At 66.0% G+C, this 26,656-nt stretch carries 25 protein-coding genes; 9 read left to right on the top strand and 16 right to left on the bottom strand.

All coding sequences use genetic code 11. From position 1 onward, the window contains the following. Positions 1-80: 80 nt before the first annotated feature. The 4 genes from GYH34_RS21685 to GYH34_RS16855 are packed head-to-tail and all read right to left on the bottom strand — an operon-like array spanning position 81 to position 2,959. The gene (locus GYH34_RS21685; RefSeq protein ID WP_162561580.1) at positions 81-281 is read right to left on the bottom strand and encodes a hypothetical protein; all 201 of its coding nucleotides are present in this window, start codon (positions 279-281) and stop codon (positions 81-83) included. Between the two features lie 9 nt (positions 282-290). Further along, a complete protein-coding gene (locus GYH34_RS16865) occupies positions 291-674 on the bottom strand; it encodes a toll/interleukin-1 receptor domain-containing protein (RefSeq protein ID WP_161914584.1) in 384 nt (127 codons plus the stop codon). Further along, positions 671-1,081 (bottom strand): toll/interleukin-1 receptor domain-containing protein, encoded by a 411-nt coding sequence (locus GYH34_RS16860; protein ID WP_161914583.1) that lies wholly within the window; start codon positions 1,079-1,081, stop codon positions 671-673. The genes GYH34_RS16865 and GYH34_RS16860 overlap by 4 nt, the downstream gene beginning before the upstream one ends. Positions 1,082-1,108: 27 nt before the next feature. Continuing rightward, positions 1,109-2,959, bottom strand: a complete 1,851-nt coding sequence (locus tag GYH34_RS16855) for a M3 family oligoendopeptidase (RefSeq protein ID WP_244635190.1) — start codon at positions 2,957-2,959, stop codon at positions 1,109-1,111. 285 nt (positions 2,960-3,244) lie between these two features. On the opposite strand from GYH34_RS16855, the gene GYH34_RS16850 reads away from it, so the two are divergent. The 4 genes from GYH34_RS16850 to GYH34_RS16835 all read left to right on the top strand — a co-directional run bounded on the left by GYH34_RS16850 (position 3,245) and on the right by GYH34_RS16835 (position 6,306). Continuing rightward, positions 3,245-4,729, top strand: coding sequence for a sigma-54 dependent transcriptional regulator (locus tag GYH34_RS16850; RefSeq protein WP_161914581.1), 1,485 nt, complete (start codon positions 3,245-3,247; stop codon positions 4,727-4,729). A gap of 126 nt (positions 4,730-4,855) precedes the next feature. Further along, on the top strand, positions 4,856-5,338 hold the full coding sequence (locus tag GYH34_RS16845) for a glutathione peroxidase (RefSeq protein WP_026599245.1): 483 nt from the start codon (positions 4,856-4,858) through the stop codon (positions 5,336-5,338). Between the two features lie 171 nt (positions 5,339-5,509). Then, on the top strand, positions 5,510-6,016 hold the full coding sequence (locus GYH34_RS16840; RefSeq protein WP_161914580.1) for a glutathione peroxidase: 507 nt from the start codon (positions 5,510-5,512) through the stop codon (positions 6,014-6,016). Then, positions 6,013-6,306, top strand: coding sequence for a hypothetical protein (locus tag GYH34_RS16835; RefSeq protein ID WP_018266437.1), 294 nt, complete (start codon positions 6,013-6,015; stop codon positions 6,304-6,306). The genes GYH34_RS16840 and GYH34_RS16835 overlap by 4 nt, the downstream gene beginning before the upstream one ends. Positions 6,307-6,310: 4 nt before the next feature. Here the strand turns inward: GYH34_RS16835 and GYH34_RS16830 are convergent, their stop codons facing one another. Next, positions 6,311-7,951, bottom strand: coding sequence for a sulfite exporter TauE/SafE family protein (locus GYH34_RS16830; protein WP_161914579.1), 1,641 nt, complete (start codon positions 7,949-7,951; stop codon positions 6,311-6,313). A gap of 285 nt (positions 7,952-8,236) precedes the next feature. Here GYH34_RS16830 and ftsH point away from each other — a divergent pair, with 285 nt between their 5' ends. Beyond that, on the top strand, positions 8,237-10,162 hold the full coding sequence (gene ftsH / locus GYH34_RS16825; protein WP_161914578.1) for an ATP-dependent zinc metalloprotease FtsH: 1,926 nt from the start codon (positions 8,237-8,239) through the stop codon (positions 10,160-10,162). Positions 10,163-10,236: 74 nt separating this feature from the next. On the opposite strand, the gene GYH34_RS16820 is transcribed toward ftsH, so the two are convergent. The 7 genes from GYH34_RS16820 to egtB form a co-directional block, all read right to left on the bottom strand. Next, positions 10,237-10,929 carry a hypothetical protein gene (locus GYH34_RS16820; RefSeq protein WP_161914577.1) on the bottom strand — a complete coding sequence of 231 codons (693 nt, stop codon included), beginning with the start codon at positions 10,927-10,929 and terminating at the stop codon, positions 10,237-10,239. Next, positions 10,926-13,160 (bottom strand): adenylate/guanylate cyclase domain-containing protein, encoded by a 2,235-nt coding sequence (locus GYH34_RS16815; RefSeq protein ID WP_161914576.1) that lies wholly within the window; start codon positions 13,158-13,160, stop codon positions 10,926-10,928. The genes GYH34_RS16820 and GYH34_RS16815 overlap by 4 nt, the downstream gene beginning before the upstream one ends. Positions 13,161-13,215: 55 nt before the next feature. Next, positions 13,216-13,701, bottom strand: a complete 486-nt coding sequence (locus GYH34_RS21815; RefSeq protein ID WP_197745435.1) for a hypothetical protein — start codon at positions 13,699-13,701, stop codon at positions 13,216-13,218. Between the two features lie 101 nt (positions 13,702-13,802). Beyond that, complete coding sequence (locus GYH34_RS16805) at positions 13,803-14,495, bottom strand: Crp/Fnr family transcriptional regulator (protein ID WP_051465447.1); 693 nt, start codon at positions 14,493-14,495, stop codon at positions 13,803-13,805. 69 nt (positions 14,496-14,564) lie between these two features. After that, complete coding sequence (locus GYH34_RS16800) at positions 14,565-16,361, bottom strand: alpha/beta fold hydrolase (RefSeq protein WP_161914575.1); 1,797 nt, start codon at positions 16,359-16,361, stop codon at positions 14,565-14,567. Positions 16,362-16,747: 386 nt separating this feature from the next. Next, complete coding sequence (egtD, locus tag GYH34_RS16795; RefSeq protein WP_161914574.1) at positions 16,748-17,710, bottom strand: L-histidine N(alpha)-methyltransferase; 963 nt, start codon at positions 17,708-17,710, stop codon at positions 16,748-16,750. After that, positions 17,707-19,032 carry an ergothioneine biosynthesis protein EgtB gene (gene egtB, locus GYH34_RS16790; protein ID WP_161914573.1) on the bottom strand — a complete coding sequence of 442 codons (1,326 nt, stop codon included), beginning with the start codon at positions 19,030-19,032 and terminating at the stop codon, positions 17,707-17,709. The genes egtD and egtB overlap by 4 nt, the downstream gene beginning before the upstream one ends. A 202-nt stretch (positions 19,033-19,234) precedes the next feature. Between egtB and GYH34_RS16785 the strand changes: the two genes are divergently transcribed. Beyond that, positions 19,235-19,525, top strand: a complete 291-nt coding sequence (locus GYH34_RS16785; RefSeq protein ID WP_161914572.1) for a phosphopantetheine-binding protein — start codon at positions 19,235-19,237, stop codon at positions 19,523-19,525. Here the strand turns inward: GYH34_RS16785 and GYH34_RS16780 are convergent, their stop codons facing one another. Both GYH34_RS16780 and maiA read right to left on the bottom strand, forming a co-directional pair. Then, the gene (locus GYH34_RS16780; RefSeq protein WP_161914571.1) at positions 19,526-20,296 is read right to left on the bottom strand and encodes a L,D-transpeptidase; all 771 of its coding nucleotides are present in this window, start codon (positions 20,294-20,296) and stop codon (positions 19,526-19,528) included. It abuts the gene before it with no gap. Positions 20,297-20,470: 174 nt separating this feature from the next. After that, positions 20,471-21,103 (bottom strand): maleylacetoacetate isomerase, encoded by a 633-nt coding sequence (maiA, locus tag GYH34_RS16775; protein ID WP_161914570.1) that lies wholly within the window; start codon positions 21,101-21,103, stop codon positions 20,471-20,473. Between the two features lie 50 nt (positions 21,104-21,153). Here maiA and hppD point away from each other — a divergent pair, with 50 nt between their 5' ends. From hppD to GYH34_RS16760, 3 genes are all read left to right on the top strand, one after another. Next, the gene (gene hppD / locus GYH34_RS16770; RefSeq protein WP_174242463.1) at positions 21,154-22,254 is read left to right on the top strand and encodes a 4-hydroxyphenylpyruvate dioxygenase; all 1,101 of its coding nucleotides are present in this window, start codon (positions 21,154-21,156) and stop codon (positions 22,252-22,254) included. A gap of 178 nt (positions 22,255-22,432) precedes the next feature. After that, positions 22,433-23,731, top strand: coding sequence for a homogentisate 1,2-dioxygenase (hmgA, locus tag GYH34_RS16765; protein WP_161914569.1), 1,299 nt, complete (start codon positions 22,433-22,435; stop codon positions 23,729-23,731). Positions 23,732-23,740: 9 nt separating this feature from the next. Further along, positions 23,741-24,757 (top strand): fumarylacetoacetate hydrolase family protein, encoded by a 1,017-nt coding sequence (locus GYH34_RS16760; protein ID WP_161914568.1) that lies wholly within the window; start codon positions 23,741-23,743, stop codon positions 24,755-24,757. A gap of 500 nt (positions 24,758-25,257) precedes the next feature. Here GYH34_RS16760 and GYH34_RS16755 read toward each other — a convergent pair whose 3' ends face one another. Beyond that, positions 25,258-25,644: a hypothetical protein gene (locus GYH34_RS16755; RefSeq protein ID WP_161914567.1), complete on the bottom strand. Its 387-nt coding sequence runs from the start codon at positions 25,642-25,644 to the stop codon at positions 25,258-25,260. A 38-nt stretch (positions 25,645-25,682) separates the two neighbouring features. Beyond that, complete coding sequence (locus tag GYH34_RS16750; RefSeq protein ID WP_244635189.1) at positions 25,683-26,576, bottom strand: MipA/OmpV family protein; 894 nt, start codon at positions 26,574-26,576, stop codon at positions 25,683-25,685. Between the last annotated feature and the right edge of the window lie 80 nt (positions 26,577-26,656).

Raw genomic sequence — 26,656 nt, 5'->3', positions numbered from 1 at the left:
TATGAGCTCTCAAAGCGCTTCTATCCGTCAAGCGTGCTATGGCGGATCGCGCAGAATGTTGAGTGAGTGCGGCTCCCGCTTCAGCGCGTGAACTTCATCGCGGCGAACGGGAAGCCGCCGAGGGCGAGCTGAGTCACGATCAGCCAGCGGAGAATATCGACCTTCAAATCGGCGGCCGTGGTCGCGATCTTGGCTTCGAGCTTCTGCTCAAAAGCGCGCAATTCCATCTGAAGCGCCGACAGATCGGTTTTGGTCGCAATCGCTTCGGTCGGCGCGCGCATCGAACGGTCCTATGCCGCTGCGAGCGCGTGGACGAGTGTTTTTGCGACTTCGTCGGACGACTTTCGCGACGCGTCGAGAATGGCGAAATCTGCGATCGAGGGCATCTCGCGGTCTCCGGCGCCTGGCATGACGACAAAGAGCCGCTTGCCCAGCGCTTTGGCCGCGCCGGCTTCGAAAAACGCCAAATTCGCTCCGTTGGAGCCGGACTCGGGAATGACGAGGATCGCCGCGTCGGATTCGTCGATCGCCTGCCGCAGCGCTTGACCGAGCGAATCTCCTGGGCGCGTGCTGATCGCGGGATCGATCACGCAGACGCCCATTCGCTCGAGTCCCTCGCGCAAGGAGCGGGCGAAGGGCTCGTCTCCATGGCTGTAGGAAATGAAAAGCTTCATTCGCGATCTCCCGAATGGATGCGCTCGGCCAGCTCCCGAATGTATGCGTCGAAGTCGTCGAGGGCAACGACATTGGTCGGGCCGAGACAGGCCATCCCGCCGTGATTCCTTTCGATTTCCTCGATCGTCACGCCATAGGTCACCCCGACGAAGCGCTTTTTCAACGCCCAGGCGGCGGCGACCTCGGTCCAGACCCAATTGCGGCCGACCGACCAGGGCGTGAGCAGGGCGACCAGCTCGGCGCAGTGCTCGATCCCCGTGCGGACGCGTTCTTCGATACGGTCGCCCTTCTTGATGTCGAATATGTCGATGAATGGCGCGCCTCCCGCATCGGAGATCGAACGCGCCATTTGTCTGGCCACCCATCGATCATGCCAGCCGTGGGAAACGAAGATCGAATATGTCACGCGTCCACCCGATGAATGTGATGAAACCTACCTCTCCATCGCCTCCAGCTCCGCGATCAGCCCCTCGATCATCTCGAGCCCTATGCCCCAAAAAGCCGGATCGCGCGCATCCAGGCCGAAGGGCGCGAGCAGCTCATTGTAGGGCTTGGCGCCGCCGGCCTCGAGCAGGCCGAAATAACGCTCGGCGAAACCCGTCTCCGCCTTTTGATAGACGCCATAGAGCGAGTTCACGAGACAATCGCCGAAGGCGTAGGCGTAGACATAGAAAGGCGAATGCACGAAATGCGGAATATAGGCCCAGAAGGATTCATAGCCTTCGCCGAGCCGGATGGCCGGGCCGAGACTGTCGCTCTGCACGCTCATCCACAGCTCGCAGAGCTTGTCGGCGGTCAGTTCGCCATTCTTGCGCTCGGTATGGACCTTGCGCTCGAAGGAATAGAAGGCGATCTGCCGCACCACAGTGTTGAGCATATCCTCCACTTTGGCGGCGAGCAGCGCGCGTTTCTTCTCGATGTCGGTCGTTTGCGCCAATAGCGAGCGGAAGGTCAGCATCTCGCCGAAGACGGAGGCCGTCTCGGCGAGCGTCAGCGGCGTCGGCGCCATCAGCGCGCCTTGGCGCGAGGCCAGCACCTGATGCACGCCATGGCCGAGCTCATGGGCCAGCGTCATCACATCGCGCGTCTTGCCCTGGAAATTGACCAGCACATAAGGATGCGCGGAGGGCACGGTCGGATGCGCGAAGGCGCCCGGCGCCTTGCCCGGCCGCACCGGCGCGTCGATCCAGCTCTTGTCGAAGAAGCGCGAGGCGATCTCCGCCATTTGCGGCGCGAAGCCCGAATAGGCGGTGAGAACGATGTCGCGCGCCTCGTCCCAGCTATAATTGTGCGAAGGCACGGAGGGCAGCGGCGCGTTGCGGTCCCAATAATCCAGCGCCTCCTTGCCGAACCATTTGGCCTTGAGCTTGTAATAGCGATGCGAGAGCCGCGGATGCGCTTTCGTCACGCTCTCCACCAGAGCCGCGACCACCTCCGGCTCGACGCGGTTGGAGAGATGGCGCGAGTCGGCGACATCCTCGAAGCCGCGCCAACGATCGCCGATCTCCTTGTCCTTGGCCAGCGTGTTGGTGACGAGCGCGAAGGTGCGCAGATTGGCCTTCAGCGTCGCGCCGACGGCGAGCGCGGCTTCGCGTCGCACCTCCTCGCGCGAATCCTGCATTAGATTGAGCGCAGGCTCGATCGTCAGCTCCTTGCCGCCGATCGAGAAGCGCAGCGAGGCGATGGTCTCGTCGAAGAGGCGGTTCCAGGCCGCGCGGCCGGTGGCGGATTTTTCGTGGAAGAGCCGCTCCAGCTCGTCGGAGAGCTCATAGGGCTTCTCCATCCGAATATCTTCGAGCCAGGGCTTCCAATGCGCGAGCGGCGCCGTCGCCGCGGCGGCGTCCAGAATTGCGTCGTCGATACGGTTCAGCTCGAGCTGGAAGAACAGCAATTGCGTGGAGATTTCAGTGATCTTGTCCTGAATGTCGCCATAGAATTTGGCGCGGGCCGGATCGGTGGTGTCGCCGGCGTAGATCAGTCCCGCATAGGACATGATTCGGCCCAACAGGTCCTGTAGCGCCTCATAGCGCCGCACGGCCTCGCCGAGCGTCTCGCTCGCCGCCGCGCCGCCCGCCAATTCGCTCAGGCGGCCGCGCAGCTCGGCTGCGAAGGCTGAGGCCTCCTTCTCCGCCGCCGCAATGTCGGCGGCCAGCGCCGGCGAATCCGGCGCGGCGTAGAGGTCGGCGAGATTCCATTCGGGGAGCGCGGAGCCGGGGCCGCCGGCCTGAGCCTCGGAGACGGAGTCGCGAAGGGGGCCTTGGACGCGGGCGTGAAGATGCGGCATGGTTCGAACCGGGAGTTGAGGATGAAGGGCGCTTCGCCGAATATCGGGCACGGAACGGAAAAAATGCAAGTCGCAGGCCGCCTGGTCGCGAGCCGCACAGGAGCTTTTCCCGTCCCCGGCCTTTGGATTCCTCCCGACGGCGAGGCTCACGTTAACGACGCCTTTACCCTGATCTCCGAGCATGGCCGGAAGGTGGCGTCGTCCACATCCTCTATTGCACGCCGCGGATCGTCGCGATCCGTCCGAGCCCCCGCCGCGCAGGCCTAAGAGATTTCAAGAGGATCAATGACTTCTACGATTCTGATCGCCGACGACGATCCGGTCCAGCGCCGCTTGCTCGAGGCTTCGGCGCGGCGCTTCGGCTATGAGGTGGAGACTGTCGAGGGCGGCGAGCAGGCGCTGGCGCGGCTGACGCAGAATGGCGCGACGCCGGTCGATCTGCTGATTCTCGATCTCGTCATGCCCGATCTCGACGGCATGGGCGTGCTGACGCGCCTGCGCGACCTCAAGATCGACGTGCCCGTCATCGTGCAGACCGCCAATGGCTCCATCGAGACGGTGATCTCGGCGATGCGCGCCGGCGCGCATGATTTCGTCGTGAAGCCGGTCGGCGCCGAGCGCCTGCAGGTCTCCATCAAAAATGCGCTGTCCGCAGACGCCCTCGCCGGGGAGCTGCGTCGCGTCAATCGCCGCCGGGACGGCGCGCTGACCTTCCGCGATCTCGTGTCGCGCAGCGAGGAGATGGCGCGCGTCATTCGCCTCGGCGAGCGCGCCGCTCATTCCAATATTCCCGTGCTCATCGAGGGCGAGTCGGGCGTCGGCAAGGAGATCGTCGCGCGCGCCATTCAGGGCGGCTCGGATCGCCGCGGCAAGGCCTTCGTCACGGTCAATTGCGGGGCTTTGCCGGCCAATCTCGTCGAATCCATCCTCTTCGGCCATGAGAAGGGGGCCTTCACCGGCGCGACCGAGAAGCATGCGGGCAAATTCCTCGAGGCCAATGGCGGCACGCTCTTCCTCGACGAGATCGGCGAATTGCCGCTCGAGACGCAGGTGAAGCTGCTGCGCGCCCTGCAGGAGGGCGAGATCGATCCCGTCGGCTCCAAGCGTCCGGTGCGCGTCGATATTCGCCTCATCTCGGCGACGAATCAAAATCTGATCGAGCAGGTGAAGCGCGGCCAGTTCCGCGAGGATCTGTTCTACCGCCTCAACGTCTTCCCCATCACCATTCCGCCGCTGCGCGCGCGCCGCGACGATATCGGCGATCTGGCGCGCCGCTTCGCCATCCGCTTCGCGGCGGAGGAGAACAAGCGCCTGCGCGGCATCTCGCATGAGGCGACGACGCTGCTGGCCAGCTATGACTGGCCGGGCAATGTCCGCCAGCTCGAGAACGCCGTGTTCCGCGCCGTGGTGCTGGCCGATGGCGACGAGCTGACGGTCAACGAGTTCCCGCAGATCGCCGCCCATGTGGAGGGCTTTTCCGCCCGCGTCCCGCCGGTCCCGGCGCCGGCCGCGCCCGGCGCCGCGCCGGAGCGGGAGATCGTCCGCGTCGAGATTCGCGATCCCAATGTGATGGCGCTGCTCGGTCCGCATGGCGACATGCGCCGCCTCGAGGAGCTGGAGGCCGAGGTCATCAAATTCGCCCTCGTCCATTATCGCGGTCAGATGTCGGAGATTGCGCGTCGTCTGGGCATAGGCCGCTCGACGCTCTACCGCAAAATGAAGGAGTACGGGCTCGGCGAGGAGATGGACGAGAATGTCGACGCCGCCTGAAGAGGCGAAGGCGCCGCGAATTTAGGCGTTTCCCGGCTTGCCCAAAAAAGCGCGCGCGGCCATTCTGCGCCCAGAATGCGCCGCGCGCTCTCGGGCGCCGCGCAAAGAACGGAGACCTTCTCAGTCATGTCCGAGCTCTATGATATCGAAGCGCGCACGATCGACGGCGAAACCGTCAAGATCGGCGACTACGCCGGCAAGGTGATCCTGATCGTCAATGTGGCGAGCCGATGCGGCTTCACGCTGCAATACAATGGCCTCGAGGCGATCTGGAACGAGAACCGCGACAAGGGGTTCGTCATTCTGGGCTTCCCTTGCAACCAGTTCAGCAATCAGGAGCCGGGAACGGACGAGGAGATCAAGACCTTCTGCTCCACCCGCTTCATCGTGACCTTCCCGCTGTTCAGCAAGATCGAGGTGAATGGCGACAATCAGCACCCGCTCTACAAGCTGCTGAAGGAGAAGGACCCGGGTCCGGCGGAAGACGTGAAGTGGAACTTCACCAAATTCCTCATCGACCGCAAGGGCAATGTGGTGAAGCGCTTCCAGGCCACCAACACGCCGCGCCAGATGGAGCCCGACATTCACGCCCTGCTCGCCGAGGCCTGAGAGACGGAAAGTGCCCGCTATCGGCTCTAGATGCCGGCGGGCGCGGTGACGAAAGCGCGAGTCTGCGCCATATTGGCCGAGTGGCTCCGCCGATCCGCCGTTCAGCGGCGGTTTCGGGGAGCCCCTCGCGCGCCGCGATCGAGGCGAATATGTCGAAAGGTCGCCTCGGCCATGAGCCCTGTCCGCGAGAATCGCGTCCATGATTTCGAAGCGCGTCGCCTGAACGGCGACAGCGTGAGCCTCGCCGATTGGGCCGGCCAGGCGCTGCTGATCGTCAATGTCGCGAGCAAATGCGGCTTCACTCCGCAATATCAGGGGCTCGAGGCGCTGTGGCGCGCCTATCGCGACCGCGGCTTCGCCGTGCTCGGCTTTCCCTGCAACCAGTTCGGCCATCAGGAGCCCGGCGACGAGGCCGCCATCGGCGCCTTCTGCTCGGCGAGCTATGACGTCACCTTTCCGCTCTTCGCCAAGATCGACGTGAATGGCGAGAACGCGCATCCGCTCTATCGTTTCTTGAAGGCGCAGGCGCCCGGAGTTTTGGGCACGCAGGCGATCAAATGGAATTTCACCAAATTTCTCGTCGATCGAAAGGGCCGCGTCGTGAAGCGCTATGCGCCGACCGATCGGCCGCAGGCGATCGCGGCGGATATAGAGACGCTTCTGGCGGAGGCTGCATGACCATCGCGATCGATATTGCGCGCCGCGACAATGGCGCTCCCAATACCCTCACCTTCGATGTCGTCGTGCGTGACGCCGCGAGCAAGTCGCGCCATCGCGTGACCATGTCGCGCGTGCTCGCCGAGCGATTGGGCGGCGGCGTTTCCAGCGCCGAGCAATGTCTCGACGCGGCCTTTCGCTTCCTGCTCGAGCGCGAGCCCAAGGAGCAGATTCTCGGACAATTCGATGTGAGCGTGATTTCGCTGTATTTTCCCGAATTCGAGCGCGAGCTGCCCAAATATTTGGCGTGAGCGGTCAGCGCTCGTCGCGCGGCGCCCTTATCGTTTCGCCGGGCTTCAGCCGCCGCGGATCGAGCCCCGGATTGGCGGCGAGAATCTCCTTCCAGCGCGTGCCGTCGCCATAGAGCTTCACGGCGATGTTGCGCAGCGTGTCGCCCGCGGCGATGCGATAGAGGTCGTCATGCGCGACGGAGCGCGCGCTCGGCCTTTCTTCCGCAGGCTTCGCGGCGATGGCCGGCGCGGGCGCGTTCTGCACGTCGAACTCGCCGCGCAGCATGCCCATCCAGCAGCTCCAATGAATGACGCCGGCCGCGCGCGGCGTGAACTCGATCGTCTGGACGCCGGGCTTCACGTCGAATTCGAGGGCGAGACTCGGAACGACGATGCGCTTGTTGCAATTGGTGATCTCCTTGCCGTCGATCACCCAATGCACGGGGACTCCCTTGGCGAGCGTGAAACGATTGGGCAAGAAGCCCGTGGCGACGACATCCATCTCGATCGTCTGATAGGCGCCGCGCGGCTGCGGCGCCGAAGCCTGCGGCCCCACAGCGGGCGCGGCTGCCGGCGCAGGGGAGGGCGCAGGCGCAGGTGAAAGAATCGAGCGCTCGGCTGCGCCGCGCAAGTTTCCGATCATGGATTGCAGATCATAGCCCCAGCCCGTGAGGATCATGCCGCGATTGATCATCACCGCGCCGAGCGCCACGACGATCGCACCGGAGGCCATCAGCAGGCGATGCGTCAGCGAGGCAGAGACCAGAGTCGACAGAGCGCCGAAGCTCATCATGACGGGCAGCGTGCCGAGCCCGAAAGCGAGCAGCATTTTCGCGCCCTCGAGCGCGCTGCCGGTTCCCGCCGCCATCACATACATCGCCTGCAGCGGCCCGCAGGCGATCATCAGCCCGTTCAAGAGGCCGATGACGAAAGGCCGATGCGAGCCCGCCGCACGCCGGTCGACAGAGCGCTGCAAGGGCGCGGGCAGAGCGAAGCGAAAGCGCCGCAGCGGCGCGAACAGGCCGAGCATGTTGAGGCCGAAGACGATCAGAAAAGCGCCCGCCGCGACGCCGGCGACGCCGCGCAGCATGGGCGTGAAGGCGATGAAGGCGCCGACGAGGCCGAACAAGGCGCCGATCGCCGTGTAGGAGATCGTCTTGCCCGCGCCATAGAGCAGATGCGAGCGATAGGATGGACGTCCGAGCCGCGCGTCATCGGCCGTGTAGCTCAGCACGAAGCCGCCGCACATTCCGATGCAATGAAAGCCGGTGAGCAGGCCGAGCAGGAAAATCAGCTCGAGGCTCATATGGCGGCTGACGTCCGGCGCGCCGGCCTCGCCGATCCAATGCGTGTCGATGAAGATCAGCAGAGCGACGCCCGCGAGGCCGAGGAGGACGCCGAGAATCTTGCCGAGGCGGCCGCCGGCGGGCTCCTCCGTGGGGACGGCGCGATAGCCCTGGCGCTCGACCGCGGCGCGGATCGCCTCGGGCGTGACGGCGGCGGGGTCATAGGCCACGCTCACGCGCTCGGTCGGATAATCGGCCTTCACGCTCGCAATGCCGGGAAGCTCGCCGACGGCGCGCTCTATGGCGCGCTCGCAGCCGTGGCAATGCATCCCGCGCGCGCGAAAGCCGAGTGTCGCAGAGCCGACGCTCGCCTCCTCCATCCGCCGCTCTCCTTTTCAAATCATATCTGTCTGAGCGCAGGCTCGGAAAAAGGCGCCCGCGACGGAGCGGCGCTGCGACTTTTTGTCTCGGTCGCGCGGTAGAGCGCGGCCGCGGCGCAGACGACGCTCGGACCGCGGCCCGGCTCATGTTTTCTCGCCATGGCGCATGACTGCATTTAATTTGGCGACTTGGGAATGCTGTCGTAAGGTCATAAAAGCGACACGCGCCGTCGACGCGGGAAATGTGTCTCCCGCGGCCGGCTGACGGTCCGTCGGAGGTCGTCGATGAAAGTGAATTACAAGCCCTTCATGATATTCGCGATAGTCGCGCTGCTCGCCGTCGCGCTGGCCATGCTGTTCGATCAGCGCAACCAGCGCTCCGCAGGACGTGACATCACCTTCAGCGAATTGCTGGCGCAGATCGATCTCGGCCGCGTCCATGACGTGACGATCGCCGGCAATGAGATCAGCGGGCATTTCGCGGATAATCGCTCCTTCACAACCTATGCGCCCAATGATCCGTCGCTGGTGCAGCGGCTGACCGCGAAGAATGTCGCCATCAGCGCCCGTCCCGCGAGCGACGGCGGCGGCTGGTGGATGACCTTGTTCTTGAATGCGTTGCCGCTCATCGCCTTCCTCGGCGTGTGGATTTTTCTCGCCCGCCAGATGCAGGGCGGCGCCGGCGGCCGCGCGCTCGGCTTCGGCAAGTCCAAGGCCAAGCTGCTGACGGAAACGCAGGGCCGCGTCACCTTCGAGGATGTCGCCGGCGTCGACGAGGCCAAGGAAGACCTTCAGGAGATCGTCGAATTCCTGCGTGACCCGCAGAAGTTCCAGCGCCTCGGCGGACGCATTCCGCGCGGCGTGCTGCTCGTCGGTCCGCCCGGCACGGGCAAGACCTTGCTCGCGCGCGCCATCGCCGGCGAGGCGAATGTCCCCTTCTTCACCATCTCCGGCTCGGACTTCGTCGAAATGTTCGTCGGCGTCGGCGCGAGCCGCGTGCGCGACATGTTCGAGCAAGCCAAGAAAAATGCTCCGTGCATCATCTTCGTCGACGAGATCGACGCGGTGGGTCGTCACCGCGGCGCCGGACTCGGCGGCGGCAATGACGAGCGCGAGCAGACCTTGAACCAGCTGCTCGTCGAGATGGACGGCTTCGAGGCCAATGAGGGCATCATCCTCATCGCCGCGACCAACCGCCCCGACGTGCTCGATCCGGCGCTGATGCGTCCGGGCCGCTTCGATCGTCAGATCAATGTGCCGAACCCCGACTTCATCGGCCGCGAGAAGATCCTCAAGGTTCACGCCCGCAAGGTGCCGCTGGCGCCGGATGTGGATCTGAAGGTCGTCGCGCGCGGCACGCCGGGCTTCTCGGGCGCCGATCTGATGAATCTCGTCAATGAGGCGGCGCTGCTGGCTGCAAGACGCAGCAAGCGCATCGTCACGCGGCAGGAGTTCGAGGACTCCCGCGACAAGATCATGATGGGCGCCGAGCGTCGCACTCTGGTGATGACGGAGGAGGAGAAGCGCCTCACCGCCTTCCACGAGGGTGGCCACGCGCTGGTGCAGCTCAACATGCCCGGCTCTATCCCGATCCATAAGGCGACGATCATCCCGCGCGGCCGCGCGCTGGGCATGGTGCAGGGCCTGCCGGAACGTGACCAGATCTCGCAGAGCTATGAGCAGCTCAAAGCCATGCTCGCATTGGCGATGGGCGGTCGTGTCGCGGAGGAGCTCGTCTTCGGTCACGACAAGGTGACGTCGGGCGCGGCGAGCGACATTCAGCAATGCACGCGCATAGCGAGAGCAATGGTGACGCAGCTCGGCTTCTCCGACAAGCTCGGCACGGTGGCCTATGCCGATCCGCAGCAGGAGCAGTTCCTCGGCTATTCGATCGGGCGTCAGCAGACGCTCTCCGAGGCGACGCAGCAGACGATCGACGCGGAAGTGCGCCGCTTGGTGCAGGAAGGCTATGACGACGCCAAGCGCATCCTCACCGAGAAGCGCGCAGACCTCGACGTTCTGGCCAATGGCCTGCTCGAGTTCGAGACGCTGACCGGCGACGAGATGATCGGCCTGCTGCAGGGCAAGATACCGGTGCGCGAGGATGTGCCGCCGGCGGCGCCGCCCGCGCGTCCCTCGCCCGCGCCGACGACCGATGCGCGGCCCTCGCCGGAGCCGGACGCCGATGGGCTGGAGCCGCATCCGGTCTGATCGGACGTCCCTCGAAAGCAAGAAGCCCGGCGTGAGCCGGGCTTTTTTTCGTGCGTTTCTTTGGGTCTTCTGCGTCAGCGTCCCGCGGCGCGCAGCCCGGCGATGCAGCGCGCGAGATTGACGCGCGCGATCGCGTCCCACGCCGCGTGCGTTTCCGCGCGGCGAAACACCGGCCTGTCGCCTTGCGCCAGCCCCTCCAGCATCTTCGCCTGATTAGCGGCGAATTCCGCCTCCTCGACGCCGATGGATTCCGAACGAATCTTCTGCGTGTTGGCGGCGAAGATTTCCCAAGGCGCGGCGAGCGGGCTGAGATCGAGATCGACGAAGAGATCGAGATCGCCGGAGAAGCCCTCGTAATGCTCCGTCGTTGCGCGCGCGCCGGCGTGATCGGAGGTCGCCATCACCAGATCTTCGACGGCCTGCGCTTCGCTTCCCGCGAGAACCGTGTGGCGACGGAAGGCGGCGACGCTGTCGCGCACATTCTGCCGGTCGAGCCGCGTCTTTCCATCTGGATCGCGCGCCAGATGCACGGCGTCGTGCCAGAAGATCGCCGCGGTGACGAGATCGGGCCGCGCGGCGAGCGAATCGAAACGCTCGAGTCCGGCGAGCAGCTCGTCTATATGCGCCCAGCTGTGATAGGCGCGATGCGGCTGGCGATAGGCTTGGTCGAGCGCCTCATAGGCGCCCGGCTCATGCGCCTCCGCGATTCGCCGCCAATAGCGCAGCCTGCGCGTCTCATCCGCGTTTTCCACTGTCGCGCCCGTCATTTGCTGTCCATCTTCCAAATGGGCGCGCCTCCGTTCCGCATGGGGGGAGCCGCCTCGAAGGCTGCAAATCGCTGTTCCATAGCCATATAGCAACCACTCCAATGCGATTCGACGGACGCCCTCAATTCCGCCGCTGCGACGCGGGCGCGGGCGAATTCCCATTCGGCATGATAACGCATCATCCTCACATGTTCGTCACGCCATGCCATGAAAGCCGGGCTCGCCGCAAAGCTCTCGTCTCCGGCGAGCGCATAGATGCGCGTCGGCGTCGAACGTCCGACGACTTGCGCCGCGCCGAGATCGAGCCAGGCGAAGCCCGCGGCGGCGTCGCGCAAATCGCCGGAAACGAGAATATCCACGCGAAACCATTTACACAGTCCTTCGAGCCGCGACGTGAGATTCACCACGTCGCCGAGGATCGAATAGTCGAAGCGTCGCGTCGAGCCCATATTGCCGACGCTGCAAGGCCCCAGATTGAGTCCTATGCCCATCGCCGCCTTGCGATAGTCGCGTCCTTCGCGCGTCGCCTCGGCGGCGCGCTCGTCGTTGAAACGCGCCATGGCCGCGCGCATATCGAGCGCGGCTCGAATAGCCTTGCGCGGATGATCGGCGATATCGAGCGGCGCATTCCAGAACGCCATGATGGCGTCGCCTATATATTTGTCGACCGTGCCTTCGCGATCGAGAATGGCGTCCGTCATCGGCGTCAGATAGGCGTTCATGAAATGCGTGAGCTCTTGCGCGCTCAGCCCCTCCGAGATGGTCGAGAAATCGCGCAGATCGGAGAACAGCACGGTGAGCTCGCGCGTCTCGCCGCCGAGCACCAGCCGCTCGGGGTGCTCGACGAGGCCCTCGACGACGGCGGGCGCGATGAATTTGCCGAAAGCCATATGCACATGGCGCCGCGCAGCTTGATCTTGGCGCCATAACGCCACGGCGCCGACGCCATAGGCGAGAGCGACCGAGAGGCTGGGGAAAGCAGCGTCGACGAGCAGGCCGTAGCGATCGAAAGCGAGGAAAGACGCGGCGAAGAGCGCGCCGATCGAGCCGATCGCGGCGAGCGCCGAGATCAAGGGCGCGACCAGCGGCAGCAGCGCGGCGATGAGCAGGAATGCCGCGCCGGCGACCACGAGCTCGAGGCCATTGGCCCAATCGGGCCTCGATAGCAGCGCGCCCGAGAGCAGCGATTCGAGAATTTGCGCATGAATCTCGACGCCGGGAATGGTCGGCTGCAGCGGCGTCGCGCGAATATCGCCGAGGCCGACGGCGGTGGTGCCGATGAATATGATGCGCCCGTCGATCTCGTCGCGCGGCGCGCGATCCTCGAGAATTGCGGCCGCCGAGACGATGCGCCGGGGCGCCTCGGCTCCATAGCGTGGGCGAATATCCGCTATGGAGCCGACGGCGATCTCGAAGGCGCCCACCTTGACCGCATTGACGCCGGTCTGGCGTCCGAAGGCGGTTTCGCCGCTGGCGTTGGAAGAGCGGACGATGATCGTCGAGGCGCCCTGGGCGACGCGTAGCGCCTCCAGCGCGAGGGAGGGCGTGACGCCGCCGCCGGGGCCTATGGCGAGCAGCGGAATGCGGCGCACGACGCCGTCGCGATCGGGCGCCCAATTGGTCGCGCCGAGGCCGCGCGCCGCCGCGGCCAGTTCCGCGATCGGCGCGACAGCGGCGGGGAAGGCGGCGAGGAAGGCGGAGGGATCGTCGCCGGCGATGGCGACGCCCGCCTTTTGCGGCGGCGCGCGCTCTTGCCCGGCGCTCGAGAGGGTGAGGCCGAGCGCCGCCGGAGCGGCGGCGATGGACTGCGCGAAAATCCGATCATTGGGAATGGCGCCGGCGGCGATGGTGGCGATCTGCGTCTTGGCGGGGCCGTCCGGCAGGCCTCGCGCATAATGATCGAGGCTGGTCTGATCCGTCTCGGCGAAGACGATATCGAAGGCGACGGCCGCCGCGCCCGCCTCGACGAGCTTGTCGAGCAGCGTGGCGAGCCGCGTGCGCGGCCACGGCCATTGGCCGAAGGCGGCGAGGCTGTCCTCATCCACCGCGATCACGCGCACGGGAAGGCCGGGATCATAGGGGCGTGGGGCGAGGCGCTGATAGGAGTCGAAGACGAAATTGCGCAGATCGTCCAAGGCCGGCGGCTGCAGCCGGCCGATCGCGAGCAGGGCGACGGCCGCCGTGGCCGTCGCGAGAAAATAGGCGGGCCTGCGTCGCCGCGACCGCTTCAATCACGCCTCCTTTGCGCGTCCATGGAGGACACGAGATGTTCGCCGAAGGCGCGGTTCAAGCTGACTCGAAACGCCGCGGCGCGCAAGCCGGGCCGGGCCGCGCCGCGCATAAGCCGCCCGGCTGTCGCCGGCAGGTCACGTCGAGAGGCCGGCCCCGCGCATGACCGTATCGGGAGAGGCGCGACGCCTCGGGCGACGGGCGCAGCGCAGCGAGCCTGTCGATGACCCCGAGAGCGGCTTCCAGCGCCATCGCGTCCGGCGGCGGCGCCCGAAAGCGCGGCGCGCCGCGTGGAACCGAGAGGAAGCGGCGCAGCACCAGCAGCAGCTCGGCGGCGCGGCGGGTCGCGCCTATGTCGAGCGCTCGGCGCATGTCGGAGACGATGAGATCGCGAACGAAATCAGCGCCACGATCACAGAGCATCAGATAGCTCTCGTAAAGGGATCGATGAGCGGGCGAGGGCGTGGCGCCGGGAATCATCTCATGGGGGCCGAGCCCGCAGAGCTCGGCGCAAAGAGAAAGGGAGATGAGAGCAAAGGACATTGCGGGCTCGTCCGGCGGGTTGGGCGCTCTGGTCGAGCGCGTATCGCCATATTAGGCGGGTGCGCGGTCGCGCCTCTGTGCGAGAGCGCACAGAGGCGGGCTCAGCCGGCCTGCTCGAGGCAGGCGGTCAGACGCTGCTCCAGCGTCGAGGGGCGCAGCAGCACCAGCCCGCCGCGGATCTTCTCGGCGAGGCCCTCGTGGATCATCGCCTGCACCTCGCGATTGACCTGCTCGCGGCGGCAGCCGATGCGCGCGGCGAGATCGTGCTGCAGCGGCGGCGGCGAGATGATCGACTGGCCCTCATGGCCCTTGCGCGGCAGGGCCAGCCGCAGCAGCTCGGCGTAGAGCCGGTGGCGCAGATCGAGCACGGAGCGCTCGAACAGACGGGAATTGAGATCGCGAATGCGTTTCGTCAGCAGGCGCAGCACCTTCTCGCAGACCGCCGGCTGGCTGAACAGCACGGTTTTGAACACGCTCGACGGCATGATGCACAGCTCGGATTTGGTCAGAGCCGAGACATTGGCTGAGCGTTCCGCCCCGTCGATCGCCGCCATCTCCCCGAAAATCTGGCCGGGATGGAGATCGCAGAGAATGACCTCCTTGCCTGCCGGCGTGCGGATGAGCACGCGCAGATCGCCGGAGACGATGAAATAGACGTCGGTCGAGCGGTCGTCGTAATCGACGACGAGCTCGCGCTCATCGACGCGCCGCCAAATGCATTTGCGGGCGATCCGCTCCGCCTCGGCGGGGTCGAGCCCCTCGAAATAAGCAATGCGCAACAAAGAATTCGACACGGTATCGCCCCGCCCAGAGCCACGATCGCACTTTGACGAGTATTTCGCCGCGCGTCGAGCGGAAAGCGCTCAATGTTCGTGGACATAGTTTCCGGGCGCGGCGCAGAGCGGCGGAAAGCCTCGCGTCGCTTCTCCCATGGGCGGCGGCGAAACGCGCTCCGCCGAGCCATGGGCGGCGAGCCATTCCGCCCAGAGCGGCCACCAGGAGCCTTCCTCCCGCCGCGCCGCGGCCAGCCATTTGTCGGCGGAGACATAGTGGCCGCCCGCCGGGCGCAGGCCGACATGATAGGAGCGGCCGCGACGGCCGGGCTCCGAGACGACGCCGGCGTTATGTCCGCCGGTGGTGAGCGCGAAGGTCAGCTCATTGTCGGTGAAGAGATGGACCTTGTACACGGAGCGCCAGGGCGCGATATGGTCGGTCTCCGTGCCGATGACGAACATTGGCGCGGAAATATCCTTCAGCGCCACCACCTCGCCCTCCACGGCGTAGCGGCCGGCGGTGAGGCGATTCTCGAGGAAAAGCCCGCGCAAATATTGCGAATGCATGCGATAGGGCATGCGCGTCTGATCGGCGCTCCAGGCCATCAGATCATTGGGCTTCTGCCGCTCGCCGAGCAGATATTCGCGCACCGCCTTGGCCCAGACCAGCTCATTGGAACGCAGCGCGGCGAAGGCGCCCGCCATCTGCCGCGTGTCGAGCACGCCCTGATCCCACATCATGTCTTCCAAAAACGCCACTTGCGCCGCATCGACGAACAGCATCAGCTCGCCCGGCTCGCTGAAATCGGTCTGCGCGGCGAGCAGAGTGAGGCTTGCGAGACGCTCGTCGTGATCGCGCGCCATCGCCGCTGCCGTGATGGAGAGCAGCGTGCCGCCGAGGCAATAGCCGCAGCCGTGGACCTTGCGGCCGGGCAGCACGGCGTCGATCGCATTCAGCGCGGCGAGCACGCCGCAGACGCGATAATCGTCGAAGGAGAGATCGCGATCTTCCGGCGTCGGATTGCGCCAGGAGATCATGAAGACGGTGAAGCCCTGCGAGACGAGATAGCGCGTCAGCGAATTCTGCGGCCGCAGATCGAGCACGTAATATTTCATGATCCAGGCCGGGACGATCAATATGGGCTCGGCGTGGACGGTCTCGGTCGAGGGGCCGTATTGAATGAGCTCGATCAGCTCATTGCGGAAGATCACCTCGCCCGGCGTCGCCGCCACGTCGATGCCGACGCGAAAGCCATTGCCGCCATTGGGCGTGTTCAGAAGCGTGCGTGTATAGTCCTCGATGAAATTTTCCGCGCCGCGCAGGAGATTGGCGCCGCCTTCCTTCATCGTGCGGTCGATGACCGTGGGATTGAGCCAGAAGGCGTTGGAGGGCGAGAACAGCGCGAGCCATTGCTGCGCCATGAAGGCGACGCGGGCGGCGTCATTGGGCGTCATGCCGCGCGCCTCGCGCGTCGCCTGCCGCCACCAATGCTCGCTCGCGAGAAAGCCCTGCTTCCAAAAGGCGAAAGGCGGCGCGTCCCAGGCGGGGTCGTCGAAACGCTTGTCGAAAGGCGCGGGCGCGAAGGGCGCCGCGACGGCCTCGCCGCGCGCCGCATGAGCGACGAATTGGGCGTATCTGGCGGCGTCCTGCATGGCGGCGAGCGAGAGTTCGATCTGCCGTCCCGGCGCGCGGGAGAGATGCGTCGCCCAATCGAGCCAGGCCGACATTTGCGCGAGCGGCGAGACGCCCTGCGTGAAGCGCGCCGCAAAGGCGCGGGCGGCGCGATCCAGCGTGTCGAAGGAGGGGATTTCGCCGCTGAGGTCGATCTCCCGCGGGGTCGCTTCTGCGAGCGGCGGCGAAGTGACGGTGGGAGAGACGATGTTCATCGCGGTCGCTCCTGTCGAGGTGACGGCTTATGTCGACGTGAAATTCATGAAATGATCGTGACGGCGCGTGGCCCCGTCCTGCAACGATGATGCTATGAGCTGCAACTGTGAAATCTATACCGCGAGCTGGCGCCGTGCTATGCGCGATCTGCCGCGGCTGCTATTTCATCGATGAAGGCTTAGAAAGCTTGCGTCTTGTGAAGAGCCCTCATCCGACCCTCGCTGACGCGAGGGCCAACTTCTCCCGCGAGCGGGAGAAGGAGCGCGAACCTCTTTTGGCTCCACAATCGTATGGCGCATTCCTTCTCCCACTTGTGGGAGAAGGTGGCCTCGCGAAGCGAGGTCGGATGAGGGTCGCAACAGATCGCCAGGATCGAGAGCGCTCCCTACGGCGCCCGCAGCTCATGCACGCTGAACAGCGCCTCCGCGTCCATCCATACGCGGCCGGGCGCCCAGCCGGCGTCGCTCGCCGTGACGCGGAACTCGTCCACGCCATATTTGTAGCAGTCCTCGGTATGGATCGCCTCGCCGCGCGAGAAGGCGAAGTCGTGGCCGCCGATCTTCGCCGTCTGGCGGCGGCGGCTGACGAGGCGCATTTCTATGCGGCCGGCGCGCGCGTCATAGATCGCCTGATGGCAAAAGCCCGAGAGATCGAAGCCGCCGCCGAGCTCGCGATTTATGCGCGCCAATAGATTGAGATTGAAGGCGGCCGTCACGCCATGCGCGTCGTTGTAGGCGGCGATGAGGCGCGACGGGTCCTTCTTCAGATCGACGCCGACGATGAGCCGCCCGCCCGGCCCGAGCAACACGCGCATGGCCATCAGCAGAGCGCGCGCTTCGTCCGGCGCGAAATTGCCGATCGTCGAGCCGGGAAAGAAGCCGATGCGGCGGCGATCGGCGAGATCGGCGGGCAGCGGCGCCGGCCGCGAGAAATCGGCGACGATGGGGCAGACGCGCAAATGCGGGAAGCGCGCGGAAAGACGCGCGCGCGCTTTCTCCAGCGCGCTGGCGCAGACGTCGATCGGCGCATAGAGGGCGAGGCGCGGCGCGCGCTCGAGCAATATTTCGGTCTTGCGGCTGGAGCCGGAGCCGAACTCGACCAGCGCTGCGTCCTCTCCGGCGCCGTCGAGCATCTCCTCGCCATGCGCGGCGAGAATGTCCGTCTCGACGCGCGTCGGATAATAGTCTGGCAGCCGCGTGATCTCGTCGAACAGCTCGCTGCCTGTCGCATCGTAGAAATAGAGGCAGGAGAGGCGCTTTTCTGCGCGTGAGAGACCGTCGAGCACATCCGCGGCGAAGCCGCGGCCCTTCGGCGCGGCAGGCTCCGCGCGATCGATATCATTGGTCATCGGCCGACATCCCTGGCGAGGCGCAGGCCGGCGAACAGCCAGCGTTGGCGCGCATAGAGGAAGTTGCGATAGCTCGCGCGAATATGGCTCTGCGGCGTCGCGCAGCAGCCGCCACGCAGCACATGCTGGTCGCACATGAATTTGGCGTTGTATTCGCCTATGGCGCCGGCCGGCCGGCGATAGGCGGGGTAGGGGAGATAGGCGCTGCCGGTCCACTCCCACACATCGCCGAAGAGCTGGCGCGCATGGCCCTGGAAGGTCTCCGCCGGCGGCAGCGGGCGCAGCGCGCCGCCTTCGAGCAGATTGCCGACGATCGGCTCCTGCTGCGCTGCCGTTTCCCATTCGAATTCGGTGGGCAGGCGCGCGCCGGCCCAGCGGGCGAAGGCGTCGGCCTCGTAGAAGCTGACATGGACGACAGGGGCGGCGGGCTCCAGCGGCCGCAATCCTTCCAGCGTCATGGCAAGCCAGAGGTCGCCGCGCCGCTCCCAATAGGCCGGCGCCTCCCAGCCCTCGCGCTGGATCGTCGCCCAGCCGTCGAAAAGCCAGAAGGCGGGATCGCCATAGCCGCCATCCTCGATGAACTCCAGCCATTCGGCGTTGGTCACGGGCCGATCGGCGATCTCGAAAGGGTGGATCAGCGCGTCATGGCGCGGCGCCTCATTATCGAAGGCGAAATGCTCGTCGTCTGCGTCGCTTCCGATGCGCATGATTCCGCCGGCGTAGCCGATCCAGCGCAGCGGCTCCGGCGCGCCGCAGAGGCTGCGCGGCGGCGCGGCGCGATAGGCAGGCCGCAGCGGATTGGCGGCGAAGAGCGCGAGAATGTCGCTGAGGATCAGTTCCTGATGCTGCTGCTCATGCTGCAGCCCGAGCTCCAGCAGCCTCGCCGCCTCGCTCTGAGGCGCGAGGCCCGAGTCGAAGAGCTGTTCCAGCGCCTCCTCGACATGGCGGCGATAGGCCATGACGCGCTCGAGCGAAGGCTGGCTCAGCAGGCCGCGTCTTGGCCGCGGCTGCCTGGCGCCGGCGCTCTCGTAATAGGAGTTGAAGCAATAGCCGAAAGCGGGATCGAAGAGGCGATAGCCGGGCAGAAAGCGCGCCAGCACGAAGGTCTCGAAGAACCAGCTCGTATGGGCGAGATGCCACTTCGTGGGGCTCGCCTCCTCTATCGCCTGCGCCGCCATATCCTCGGGGCCGAGCGGCGCGGCGAGCGCCAGAGTGCGCGCGCGCGTCGCCGCGAGCCGGGCGCGCAATGGCTCGGTCTCGAGGGGAGGGTCGCCATGTGGAGGCGAAGCCACATCCGGTCGCGCCATCGGCCGCGTCGCCATCGGCTCTCATCCTGGGGCAAAGGTCGCGCCTTTTTCGGCGCCGTCGAACAGCCGGCCATATAGGCCGCGCCGATGCATCGGCAATCGGCGACGGCCGCGCTCGCGGCGAGGCTCGTGCGAAGGCGCACAGCCGCGCCGGGCGGCGCCTCCTATGCTTCTCTCACGCTCGACGACACGAGAGCGCGAAGCGAGGGGGCGGGCCATGAAGACCGAAATCATCAGCAGCGAAACGTCGATCGAGATTATCCGCCGCGCCATAGAGGCCAAAGGCGGTCTGCGGGTCGCCGCGGCGAGCCTCGCCGCCGAGGCCGATCTCTACGCCGCCGGGCTCTCGCCCTTCTGCGCCATTCAGGTGATGCTGTGGCTCGAGGCCGCGCTCGATGTGGAGTTTCCGAAGTCCATGCTGCAGCGCCGCAGCATGGCGACCATGGCGACGATCGCCGCGCTCATCGGCGATCTGCTCCAATCCGAGGCGCGCGCGCGGGCGGCTTGATCACCGCACCACGACGCGGGCGCCTTTGGCGACGCGCTTATAGAGATCGATCACATCCGCATTGAGCATGCGGATGCAGCCGGAAGAGACCGCGCGTCCTATGCTTTCCGGCTCATTGGTTCCGTGAATGCGGAACAAAGTGTCCTTCTGCCCCTGGAACAGATACAGCGCCCGCGCGCCGAGCGGATTTCTCAAGCCCCCGTCCATATGCTCGGGCAGATCGGGGCGGCGCTCCAGCATTTCCGGCGGCGGCGTCCAGCCCGGCCAGAAGGCTTTGCGGCCGATCTTCGCCTCGCCCTTCCAGGCGAAGCCCGTGCGGCCGACGCCGATCGCATATTCCACCGCCTTGCCGTCCTCGAGCGAGAGATAGAGACGCCGCGCGCGCGTGTCGATCGTCAGCGTGCCGGGCTCCTCGGCGGTGGGGTCGCCGATGAAACGGCGCCGCGTCTGCCGCATGTCGACATCGTCGTCATAATCGATCGGCGTCGAATAATTCGGATCGGCGTCCGGCGGCAGGGCGGCGAGGCGGTCCCGGTCGCGATTGTCACGCTCGCGATTTTCCCTGCCGCGCGCTCGCGGAGCTTCGCGGCGCTCCTCGTCGAACGGCCAATTGGCGCGCGCGCGCTGGCGGCGCGGCTGCGTCTCGGCGTCGGGATCGGCCGCCGCGCCGTTCTGGGTCGACTCCGGCCAGAAATAATATTGCGCCGTCGCAGAGCCCGCATTGGCGAGCAGAGCGGCGACGCCGAGGACGAGACGCAGACGAAGCGACATGACGTTCTTCCGATCGATTCCGACGGTCTTTGTCGACGACGAAAAAGGCGAAAAGCGGAACGGCGCCGCCCACGACGGCGCATCCTCGCCACTAAGCCATATGGAGCGGCGGCGCGGGCGTGACAGGCTCGATCATCGCAGAGCCGGCGGCGAAAAGCCGAGGTCTAGTCGGATTTATTCGGCGTCCGCCTGTCGCGACGGCTCCGCCGCGGCGAAGGCCGGATGGGCGAGGCAATGCGCCTCCACGGCGAGAAGCTTCGGCAGCGTCTCGAGCGGCGTCGAGAAGCGCCGCGCCGCGAAGAGCTGCGGCACGAGGCAGACATCGGCAATCGTCGGCTGCGCGCCGAAGCAGAAGGGGCCGGGCTCGACGAGCCGCTCCACCGCCTCGAGCCCGCCCTGCAGAACCCAATGATGGATCCAGGCGTCGACGCCGGAATCGTCCTGCCCCAGCCGTTCGCGCAAATAGTCCAGCACGCGGCGATTGTTGAGCGGATGAATGTCGCAGGCGATGGCGAGCGCGACTCCGCGCGCCTTGGCCGCGAGCAGCGGATCTTTCGGCGTCAGCAGCGGTTGCGGCGCGAGCGTGTCGAGATAATCGATGATCGCCAATGATTGGGTGATGATGGTCCCGTTGTCGAGCTCGAGCGCCGGCGCGAGGCCTTGCGGATTCTTCGCGAGATAATCGGCTCGGCGTTGCTCGCCGCGCGCCAGATGCACGGGGATGCGCTCGACATCCAAGCCTTTCAGCTCGATCGCGATGCGCACGCGATAGGCGGCCGAGGAGCGGAAATAGTCATAGAGCTTCATTGTCGTCGCCTCCGCCGCCGCCCGCTCTGGAATCGCTGGCCGCGCGCAATATGTTGAAGGAGTGCGTCATTCGCAAGGAGGCCGCAATGTCGCCTTCGCCGGAAAATCCGATGGGGACGGATGGTTTCGAATTCGTCGAGTTCGCCCATCCCGAGCCGGCGAAGCTGGCGGCTCTGCTCGAGCAGATGGGCTTCGTCGCCGTCGCGCGTCATCGCTCCAAGGATGTGACGCTCTATCGCCAGGGCGACGTGAATTATGTGCTCAACGCCGAGCCAGACAGCTTCGCTGCGGATTTCGCCCGCGCGCACGGGCCTTGCGCCTGCGCCATGGGCTTTCGCGTGGCGGATGCGCGCGTCGCCTATGAGCGCGCGCTCGCCTTGGGCGCGAGCGCGGCGGAGACCAAGATCGGGCCGATGGAATTGAAGATTCCCGCGCTCGTCGGCGTCGGCGGCGCATTGATCTATCTCGTCGATCGCTATGGCGAGCGCGGCTCGATCTTCGACGTCGATTTTCGCTGGACCGGCGCGCGCGATCCGCATCCAGAAGGCGTCGGCCTCACCGTCATCGATCACCTCACCCATAATGTCTATCGCGGCCATATGGACGAATGGGCCGGGTGGTACGAGCGCTTCTTCGCCTTTCGGCAAATTCGCTATTTCGACATAGAGGGCAAGCTCACCGGCCTGCATTCGCGCGCCATGACCAGCCCCTGCGGGAAGATACGAATTCCGATCAACGAGAGCGTCGACGACAAGAGTCAGATCGAGGAATATCTCGTCGCTTATCGGGGAGAAGGCATTCAGCATGTCGCCTGCGCCTGCGACGACATTTATCGCACGGTGACGGCGCTGCGGGCGCGCGGGCTGCAATTCATGCCGGCGCCGCCGGATTCTTATTACGCGCGCGTCGAGGAGCGGCTTCCCGGCCATGGCGAGCGGCTGGAGCGATTGCGCGAGCTGGGCATTCTCATCGACGGCGAGGGGCGCAAGCTGCTGCTGCAGATTTTCTCGAAGACGGTGATCGGGCCGATCTTCTTCGAGTTCATCGAGCGCAAGGGCGACGAGGGATTCGGCGAGGGAAATTTCCGCGCTCTGTTCCAGTCGATCGAGGACGATCAGGTGAAGCGCGGCGTGCTGCGCGGGGGAGGGTGAGGGGTTTCGACGCTGCGCGGACCCTACCTCCCCCTCGAGGGGGGAGGTCGACCGCCGAAGGCGGGCGAGAGGGGGGGCGCCCGCATCTCGGGAAGCGACCCCACCCCGGACCGCTTCGCGGTCCGACCCTCCCCCTAAAGGGGAGGGTGGGGCGCGCGCCGCCATTCGGAGATTAGCCATGACGCTCCGCTACATGTCCGGCTTCGGCAATGAATTCGCCAGCGAGGCGCTGCCGGGCGCTCTTCCCGTGGGGCAGAATTCGCCGCAGCATTGCCCGTATAAGCTCTATGCGGAGCAATTGTCGGGCTCGCCCTTCACCGCGCCGCGCGGCGCCAACACGCGCAGCTGGCTCTATCGCATTCGCCCTTCCGTGCGGCATGTCGGGCGCTTCGAGCGGCTCGAGCTTCCCTTCTGGCAAAGCGCGCCGTCGCGCGAGGAGCATGATCTGCCGCTCGGCCGCTATCGCTGGGGGCCGCCGCCCATGCCCGATTGCGCGCTCACTTTTCTCGCCGGCGTGCGCATGATGACGACGGCCGGCGACGCCGATGCGCAGAGCGGCATGGCGGCGGGGCTCTATTTCGTCACGCGTTCCATGATCGACGATTATTTCTACGACGCCGATGGCGAATTGCTGCTGCTGCCGCAGAAGGGCGCGCTGCGCCTCGTCACCGAGTTCGGCGTGATGGAAATCGCGCCCGGCGAGATCGGCGTCCTACCGCGCGGCGTGAAATTCAAGGCGGAGCTGGTCACAGGGCCGGCGCGCGGCTATCTGTGCGAAAATTACGGCGCGCCTTTCACTCTGCCGAATCGCGGGCCGATCGGCGCCAATTGCCTCGCCAACGCCCGCGATTTCGAGACGCCCGTCGCGGCTTTCGGGGACGCCGAGCGGCCGTGCCGGCTCACGGTGAAATGGGGCGGCAAATTCTTCATCTGCGGGCTCGATCATTCGCCGCTCGACGTCGTCGCCTGGCACGGCGATTACGCGCCCTACAAATATGATCTTCGGCGTTTCGCGCCGGTCGGCGCGCTGCTCTTCGACCATCCCGATCCATCGATCTTCTGCGTGCTGACGGCGCCCTCGGAGCGGGAGGGAACGGCCAATATCGATTTTCTGATTTTCCCCGAGCGTTGGCTGGTCGCCGAGCATACGTTTCGTCCGCCCTGGTTCCATATGAATGTTATGAGCGAATTCATGGGGCTGATCTACGGGCGCTATGACGCCAAGGCGGAGGGGTTCGCGCCCGGCGGCGTCTCGCTGCACAACAGCATGCTGCCGCATGGGCCGGATGCGCAGAGCTTCGCGCAGGCGAGCGCGGAGGCGCTGGCCCCGCAAAAGCTCGAGGGCACGCTCGCCTTCATGCTGGAGACGCGGCTGCCGCAACATTTGACGCGCTACGCCGCGCGGCTCGAGACATATCAGAATGACTATGCCGATTGCTGGGCGGGGCTCGCGCGCCGCTTCGACGGGACGCCGTGAGGACAAGCGATGAAGCTCGCTTCTTTGAAAGGCGGACGCGATGGCAGGCTCGTCGTCGTCTCGCGGGATTTGACGCGCGCTGCGGAGGCGACGGAGGTCGCGCCCACTCTGCAGGCGGCGCTGGATGATTGGCCGCGCGCCGCGCCGCCGCTCGCCGAGCTGGCCGAGCGGCTGGAGGCGGGGCTGATCCCCTCCTTTCGCTTTCGCGAGCATGAGTGCGCTTCGCCGCTGCCGCGCGCCTATCAATGGGCCGACGGCTCGGCCTATGTGAATCACGTCGCTCTGGTGCGAAAGGCGCGCGGCGTGGAGATGCCGCCCTCCTTTTGGAGCGATCCGCTCATCTATCAGGGCGGCTCGGACGGGTTTCTGGGGCCGCGCGATCCCATCCCTTTTCTCGACGAGATATTCGGCCTCGATCTCGAGGCGGAGGTCGCCGTCGTAACCGACGATGTTCCGCTCGGCCTGGACGCCGAAGCGGCGCGGGCGCGCGTCGCGCTCGTCATGCTGGCCAATGACGTGACCTTGCGCGGCCTCACGGCCAGCGAGCTGGCCAAGGGGTTCGGCTTTTTCCAATCCAAGCCCGCCTCGGCCTTTTCTCCCGTCGCCGTGACGCCGGACGAGCTCGGCGCTGCATGGGACGGCGCGACGCTCTCCGCGCCGCTGCTCTCCTTCATCAATGGCGCGCCGCTCGGCCGGCCCGACGCCGGCGTCGACATGACCTTCGATTTCGGCCGCCTCATCGCCCATGCGGCGCGCACGCGCGCGCTTTGCGCCGGCGCCATCATCGGCTCCGGCACAGTGTCAAATCGCGCGGCCGATGGCGGGCCGGGCAGGCCGATCGCCGAGGGCGGGGTGGGCTATTCCTGCCTCGCCGAGCAGCGCGTCGTCGAGAGCCTGCTCGGCGGCGCGGCGCGCACGCGATTTTTGCAGCCGGGCGACCGCATCCGCATCGAGATGCGTGATTCCGCCGGCCATTCGATCTTCGGAGCGATCGAGCAGGAGGTGGTCGCGGCCAGCGAGAATTAGGAAGCGAGGGGAGAGGCCGCCCAAGGGCGGCGCTCCCTCCGGGGGAGAAGGGAGCGCCGCGCAGTGGCGGCCGACGAGAGGAGCGAGGCGGCAAGGACCGGAGTGGTCCGCTCAGCGCTCGCTCGAGAGGCGCAGCCGATCGGAGGGAGGTCCGATCTTCGCCCGTCAAGTCGGTCGACAGATTCCGCGAGCCTCGCCGGCCCTGAACCGCTTTTCCGTCGCCATGGCCCGCCTCGCATCGGGGGGAGATTCCACGCCTCGGGGAAAGGCGCGTCGAGGATGAGACATGGGTGACGGCGTTGCGGGGTCCGCCATCTGAGACGGCGAGCGCTCGCGGAAGTCCGCTCGAATCGTCACGACTCTGGGGAGAGAAGCGCGACAATTCGTGTTTCTTGTTCCTGTGGCCTGCGTGACGCCCGCGCGTTCAGATGCGAGCGAAACGAGGAACGAATCTTAGGAGACAAGCCGGACGCAGAACGTCCGGGAAGGCCGCATCGACGTCAGACGAAGGCAGGCGGCGCTCGCGAGCGGAGATTGTCCGGGCTCTCATCGAGGTCCCGACCGAGGCGAGAGGCGAAATCGAAGCGTGTGGAAATCTCGAAACGATAAACGATATGCGTGATGGTCGCCGGCAATGTCGGCGGTGTGCTGGAGACGCAGGCGTCGCAGCAGACGACGAAGGGCGTCTCGGGCGCGCCATGGGCCTTTTGGAAGTCCTGGCAGAAAGCGGCGCGGTCCTCGAAGACGCTGACGCCCGCTCCACCATGGCCGCGATGCGACGCGAAGCCCAGCGCGCCGACGATGATCGTCAGCGTATAGAGCCCCAGCGCCAGTCGCTGGAAAAAGGTCGAGCGTAGTCTATCGGCCATGACGAATGAGAGTTGCATTCATCTTTGTCAGAGTCAAGGACAGCGCGAGCGGCGCTTCACCAAGAAAAGCCGCGCAGCTCGAAGGAGCGGGCGATGGAGAGGCCGGCGGTGAATTGATTGCGGGAGCCGATCTCATTGGGAATCGGGCTCGCGCCGACGCTGCCGGTCAGCCGCTGCAGGCCGCCGTAAATGGTGGCGTTGGTGTCCTTGGTGAAATTATAGCGGAAGGTGGCGAGCCCGCCGGCGGCGGTGAATCCGCCATTGGCCTCATAGGGCTCGATGCGGCCATTGGCCAGAGATTCGAACGGCGTCACCGAGAAATAGGCGTTGGCGTATCGGTTGTCGCCGAGGCTGAGGCGCGGTCCGATGGAGAGCGTCGCGCGGCCATCGCCGCCATAGAGATCGGCCCCCAGCGAGGCGACGAAGCCCTTGTGCCCGTCTATGCCCTGCCGCAGCTCGGCGCGCGTGCGGAAATGCTCGCCCTGATATTCGGCGAAGCCGCCGATCTCATGCGTGAGCTCGACAGTGTGCACGCCGGCGAGCCCGTCGCGCTGTCCGCGCTTGAACACGAAATTCGCCACGGGACCGGCGCGAAAGCCGTTGTAGTCGAGAATGGCGAAGCCGAATCCATCGTCGGGCGTCGAGAACAGCTCCGGCTCGCCGATGCGTCGGAAGCTGATCGAGGGAAACGGATAGGGACGCAGCGTGCCAGAGCCCGGAAAGCTCGGGGTCAGCGCGCCCATGACGCCCACCGTCACGATCCAACCCTGATCCGCCGAGGCGAATATGGGCGTCCGCGCAGGAGGCTCCTGCATGCGCAGGTCTTGCGCCTGTATGTCTTGTGCGCTCGAGCCTTGCGCGCGCTGCTCGTCCGCATGCGCAAAAGGGGCCGCGCCGGCGAGGCCGACACAGGCGAGAAGGCCGATCATCGCGGCGTGGGCGCGAGGCATGGCGGAACCCTCCTTGCAGCGTAATCATTTCGTCATCATTATCAGCCGGCGGGCGAAGGCGCCAAGTCCGTGGAGGCGCG

This window comes from Methylosinus sp. C49, from assembly GCF_009936375.1.
Lineage (GTDB): Bacteria > Pseudomonadota > Alphaproteobacteria > Rhizobiales > Beijerinckiaceae > Methylosinus.
This window is presented reverse-complemented; position numbering and strand designations above follow the sequence as displayed.

Coding starts and splice junctions, on each gene's coding strand:
- GYH34_RS21685 (WP_162561580.1), bottom strand. CDS start 281: ATGCGCGCGCCGACCGAAGCGATTGCGACCAAAACCGATCTGTCGGCG.
- GYH34_RS16865 (WP_161914584.1), bottom strand. CDS start 674: ATGAAGCTTTTCATTTCCTACAGCCATGGAGACGAGCCCTTCGCCCGC.
- GYH34_RS16855 (WP_244635190.1), bottom strand. CDS start 2,959: ATGCCGCATCTTCACGCCCGCGTCCAAGGCCCCCTTCGCGACTCCGTC.
- GYH34_RS16850 (WP_161914581.1), top strand. CDS start 3,245: ATGACTTCTACGATTCTGATCGCCGACGACGATCCGGTCCAGCGCCGC.
- GYH34_RS16845 (WP_026599245.1), top strand. CDS start 4,856: ATGTCCGAGCTCTATGATATCGAAGCGCGCACGATCGACGGCGAAACC.
- GYH34_RS16840 (WP_161914580.1), top strand. CDS start 5,510: ATGAGCCCTGTCCGCGAGAATCGCGTCCATGATTTCGAAGCGCGTCGC.
- GYH34_RS16835 (WP_018266437.1), top strand. CDS start 6,013: ATGACCATCGCGATCGATATTGCGCGCCGCGACAATGGCGCTCCCAAT.
- GYH34_RS16830 (WP_161914579.1), bottom strand. CDS start 7,951: ATGGAGGAGGCGAGCGTCGGCTCTGCGACACTCGGCTTTCGCGCGCGC.
- ftsH (WP_161914578.1), top strand. CDS start 8,237: ATGAAAGTGAATTACAAGCCCTTCATGATATTCGCGATAGTCGCGCTG.
- GYH34_RS16820 (WP_161914577.1), bottom strand. CDS start 10,929: ATGACGGGCGCGACAGTGGAAAACGCGGATGAGACGCGCAGGCTGCGC.
- GYH34_RS21815 (WP_197745435.1), bottom strand. CDS start 13,701: ATGTCCTTTGCTCTCATCTCCCTTTCTCTTTGCGCCGAGCTCTGCGGG.
- GYH34_RS16800 (WP_161914575.1), bottom strand. CDS start 16,361: ATGAACATCGTCTCTCCCACCGTCACTTCGCCGCCGCTCGCAGAAGCG.
- egtD (WP_161914574.1), bottom strand. CDS start 17,710: ATGACCAATGATATCGATCGCGCGGAGCCTGCCGCGCCGAAGGGCCGC.
- egtB (WP_161914573.1), bottom strand. CDS start 19,032: ATGGCGACGCGGCCGATGGCGCGACCGGATGTGGCTTCGCCTCCACAT.
- GYH34_RS16785 (WP_161914572.1), top strand. CDS start 19,235: ATGAAGACCGAAATCATCAGCAGCGAAACGTCGATCGAGATTATCCGC.
- GYH34_RS16780 (WP_161914571.1), bottom strand. CDS start 20,296: ATGTCGCTTCGTCTGCGTCTCGTCCTCGGCGTCGCCGCTCTGCTCGCC.
- maiA (WP_161914570.1), bottom strand. CDS start 21,103: ATGAAGCTCTATGACTATTTCCGCTCCTCGGCCGCCTATCGCGTGCGC.
- hppD (WP_174242463.1), top strand. CDS start 21,154: ATGTTGAAGGAGTGCGTCATTCGCAAGGAGGCCGCAATGTCGCCTTCG.
- hmgA (WP_161914569.1), top strand. CDS start 22,433: ATGACGCTCCGCTACATGTCCGGCTTCGGCAATGAATTCGCCAGCGAG.
- GYH34_RS16760 (WP_161914568.1), top strand. CDS start 23,741: ATGAAGCTCGCTTCTTTGAAAGGCGGACGCGATGGCAGGCTCGTCGTC.
- GYH34_RS16755 (WP_161914567.1), bottom strand. CDS start 25,644: ATGCAACTCTCATTCGTCATGGCCGATAGACTACGCTCGACCTTTTTC.
- GYH34_RS16750 (WP_244635189.1), bottom strand. CDS start 26,576: ATGCCTCGCGCCCACGCCGCGATGATCGGCCTTCTCGCCTGTGTCGGC.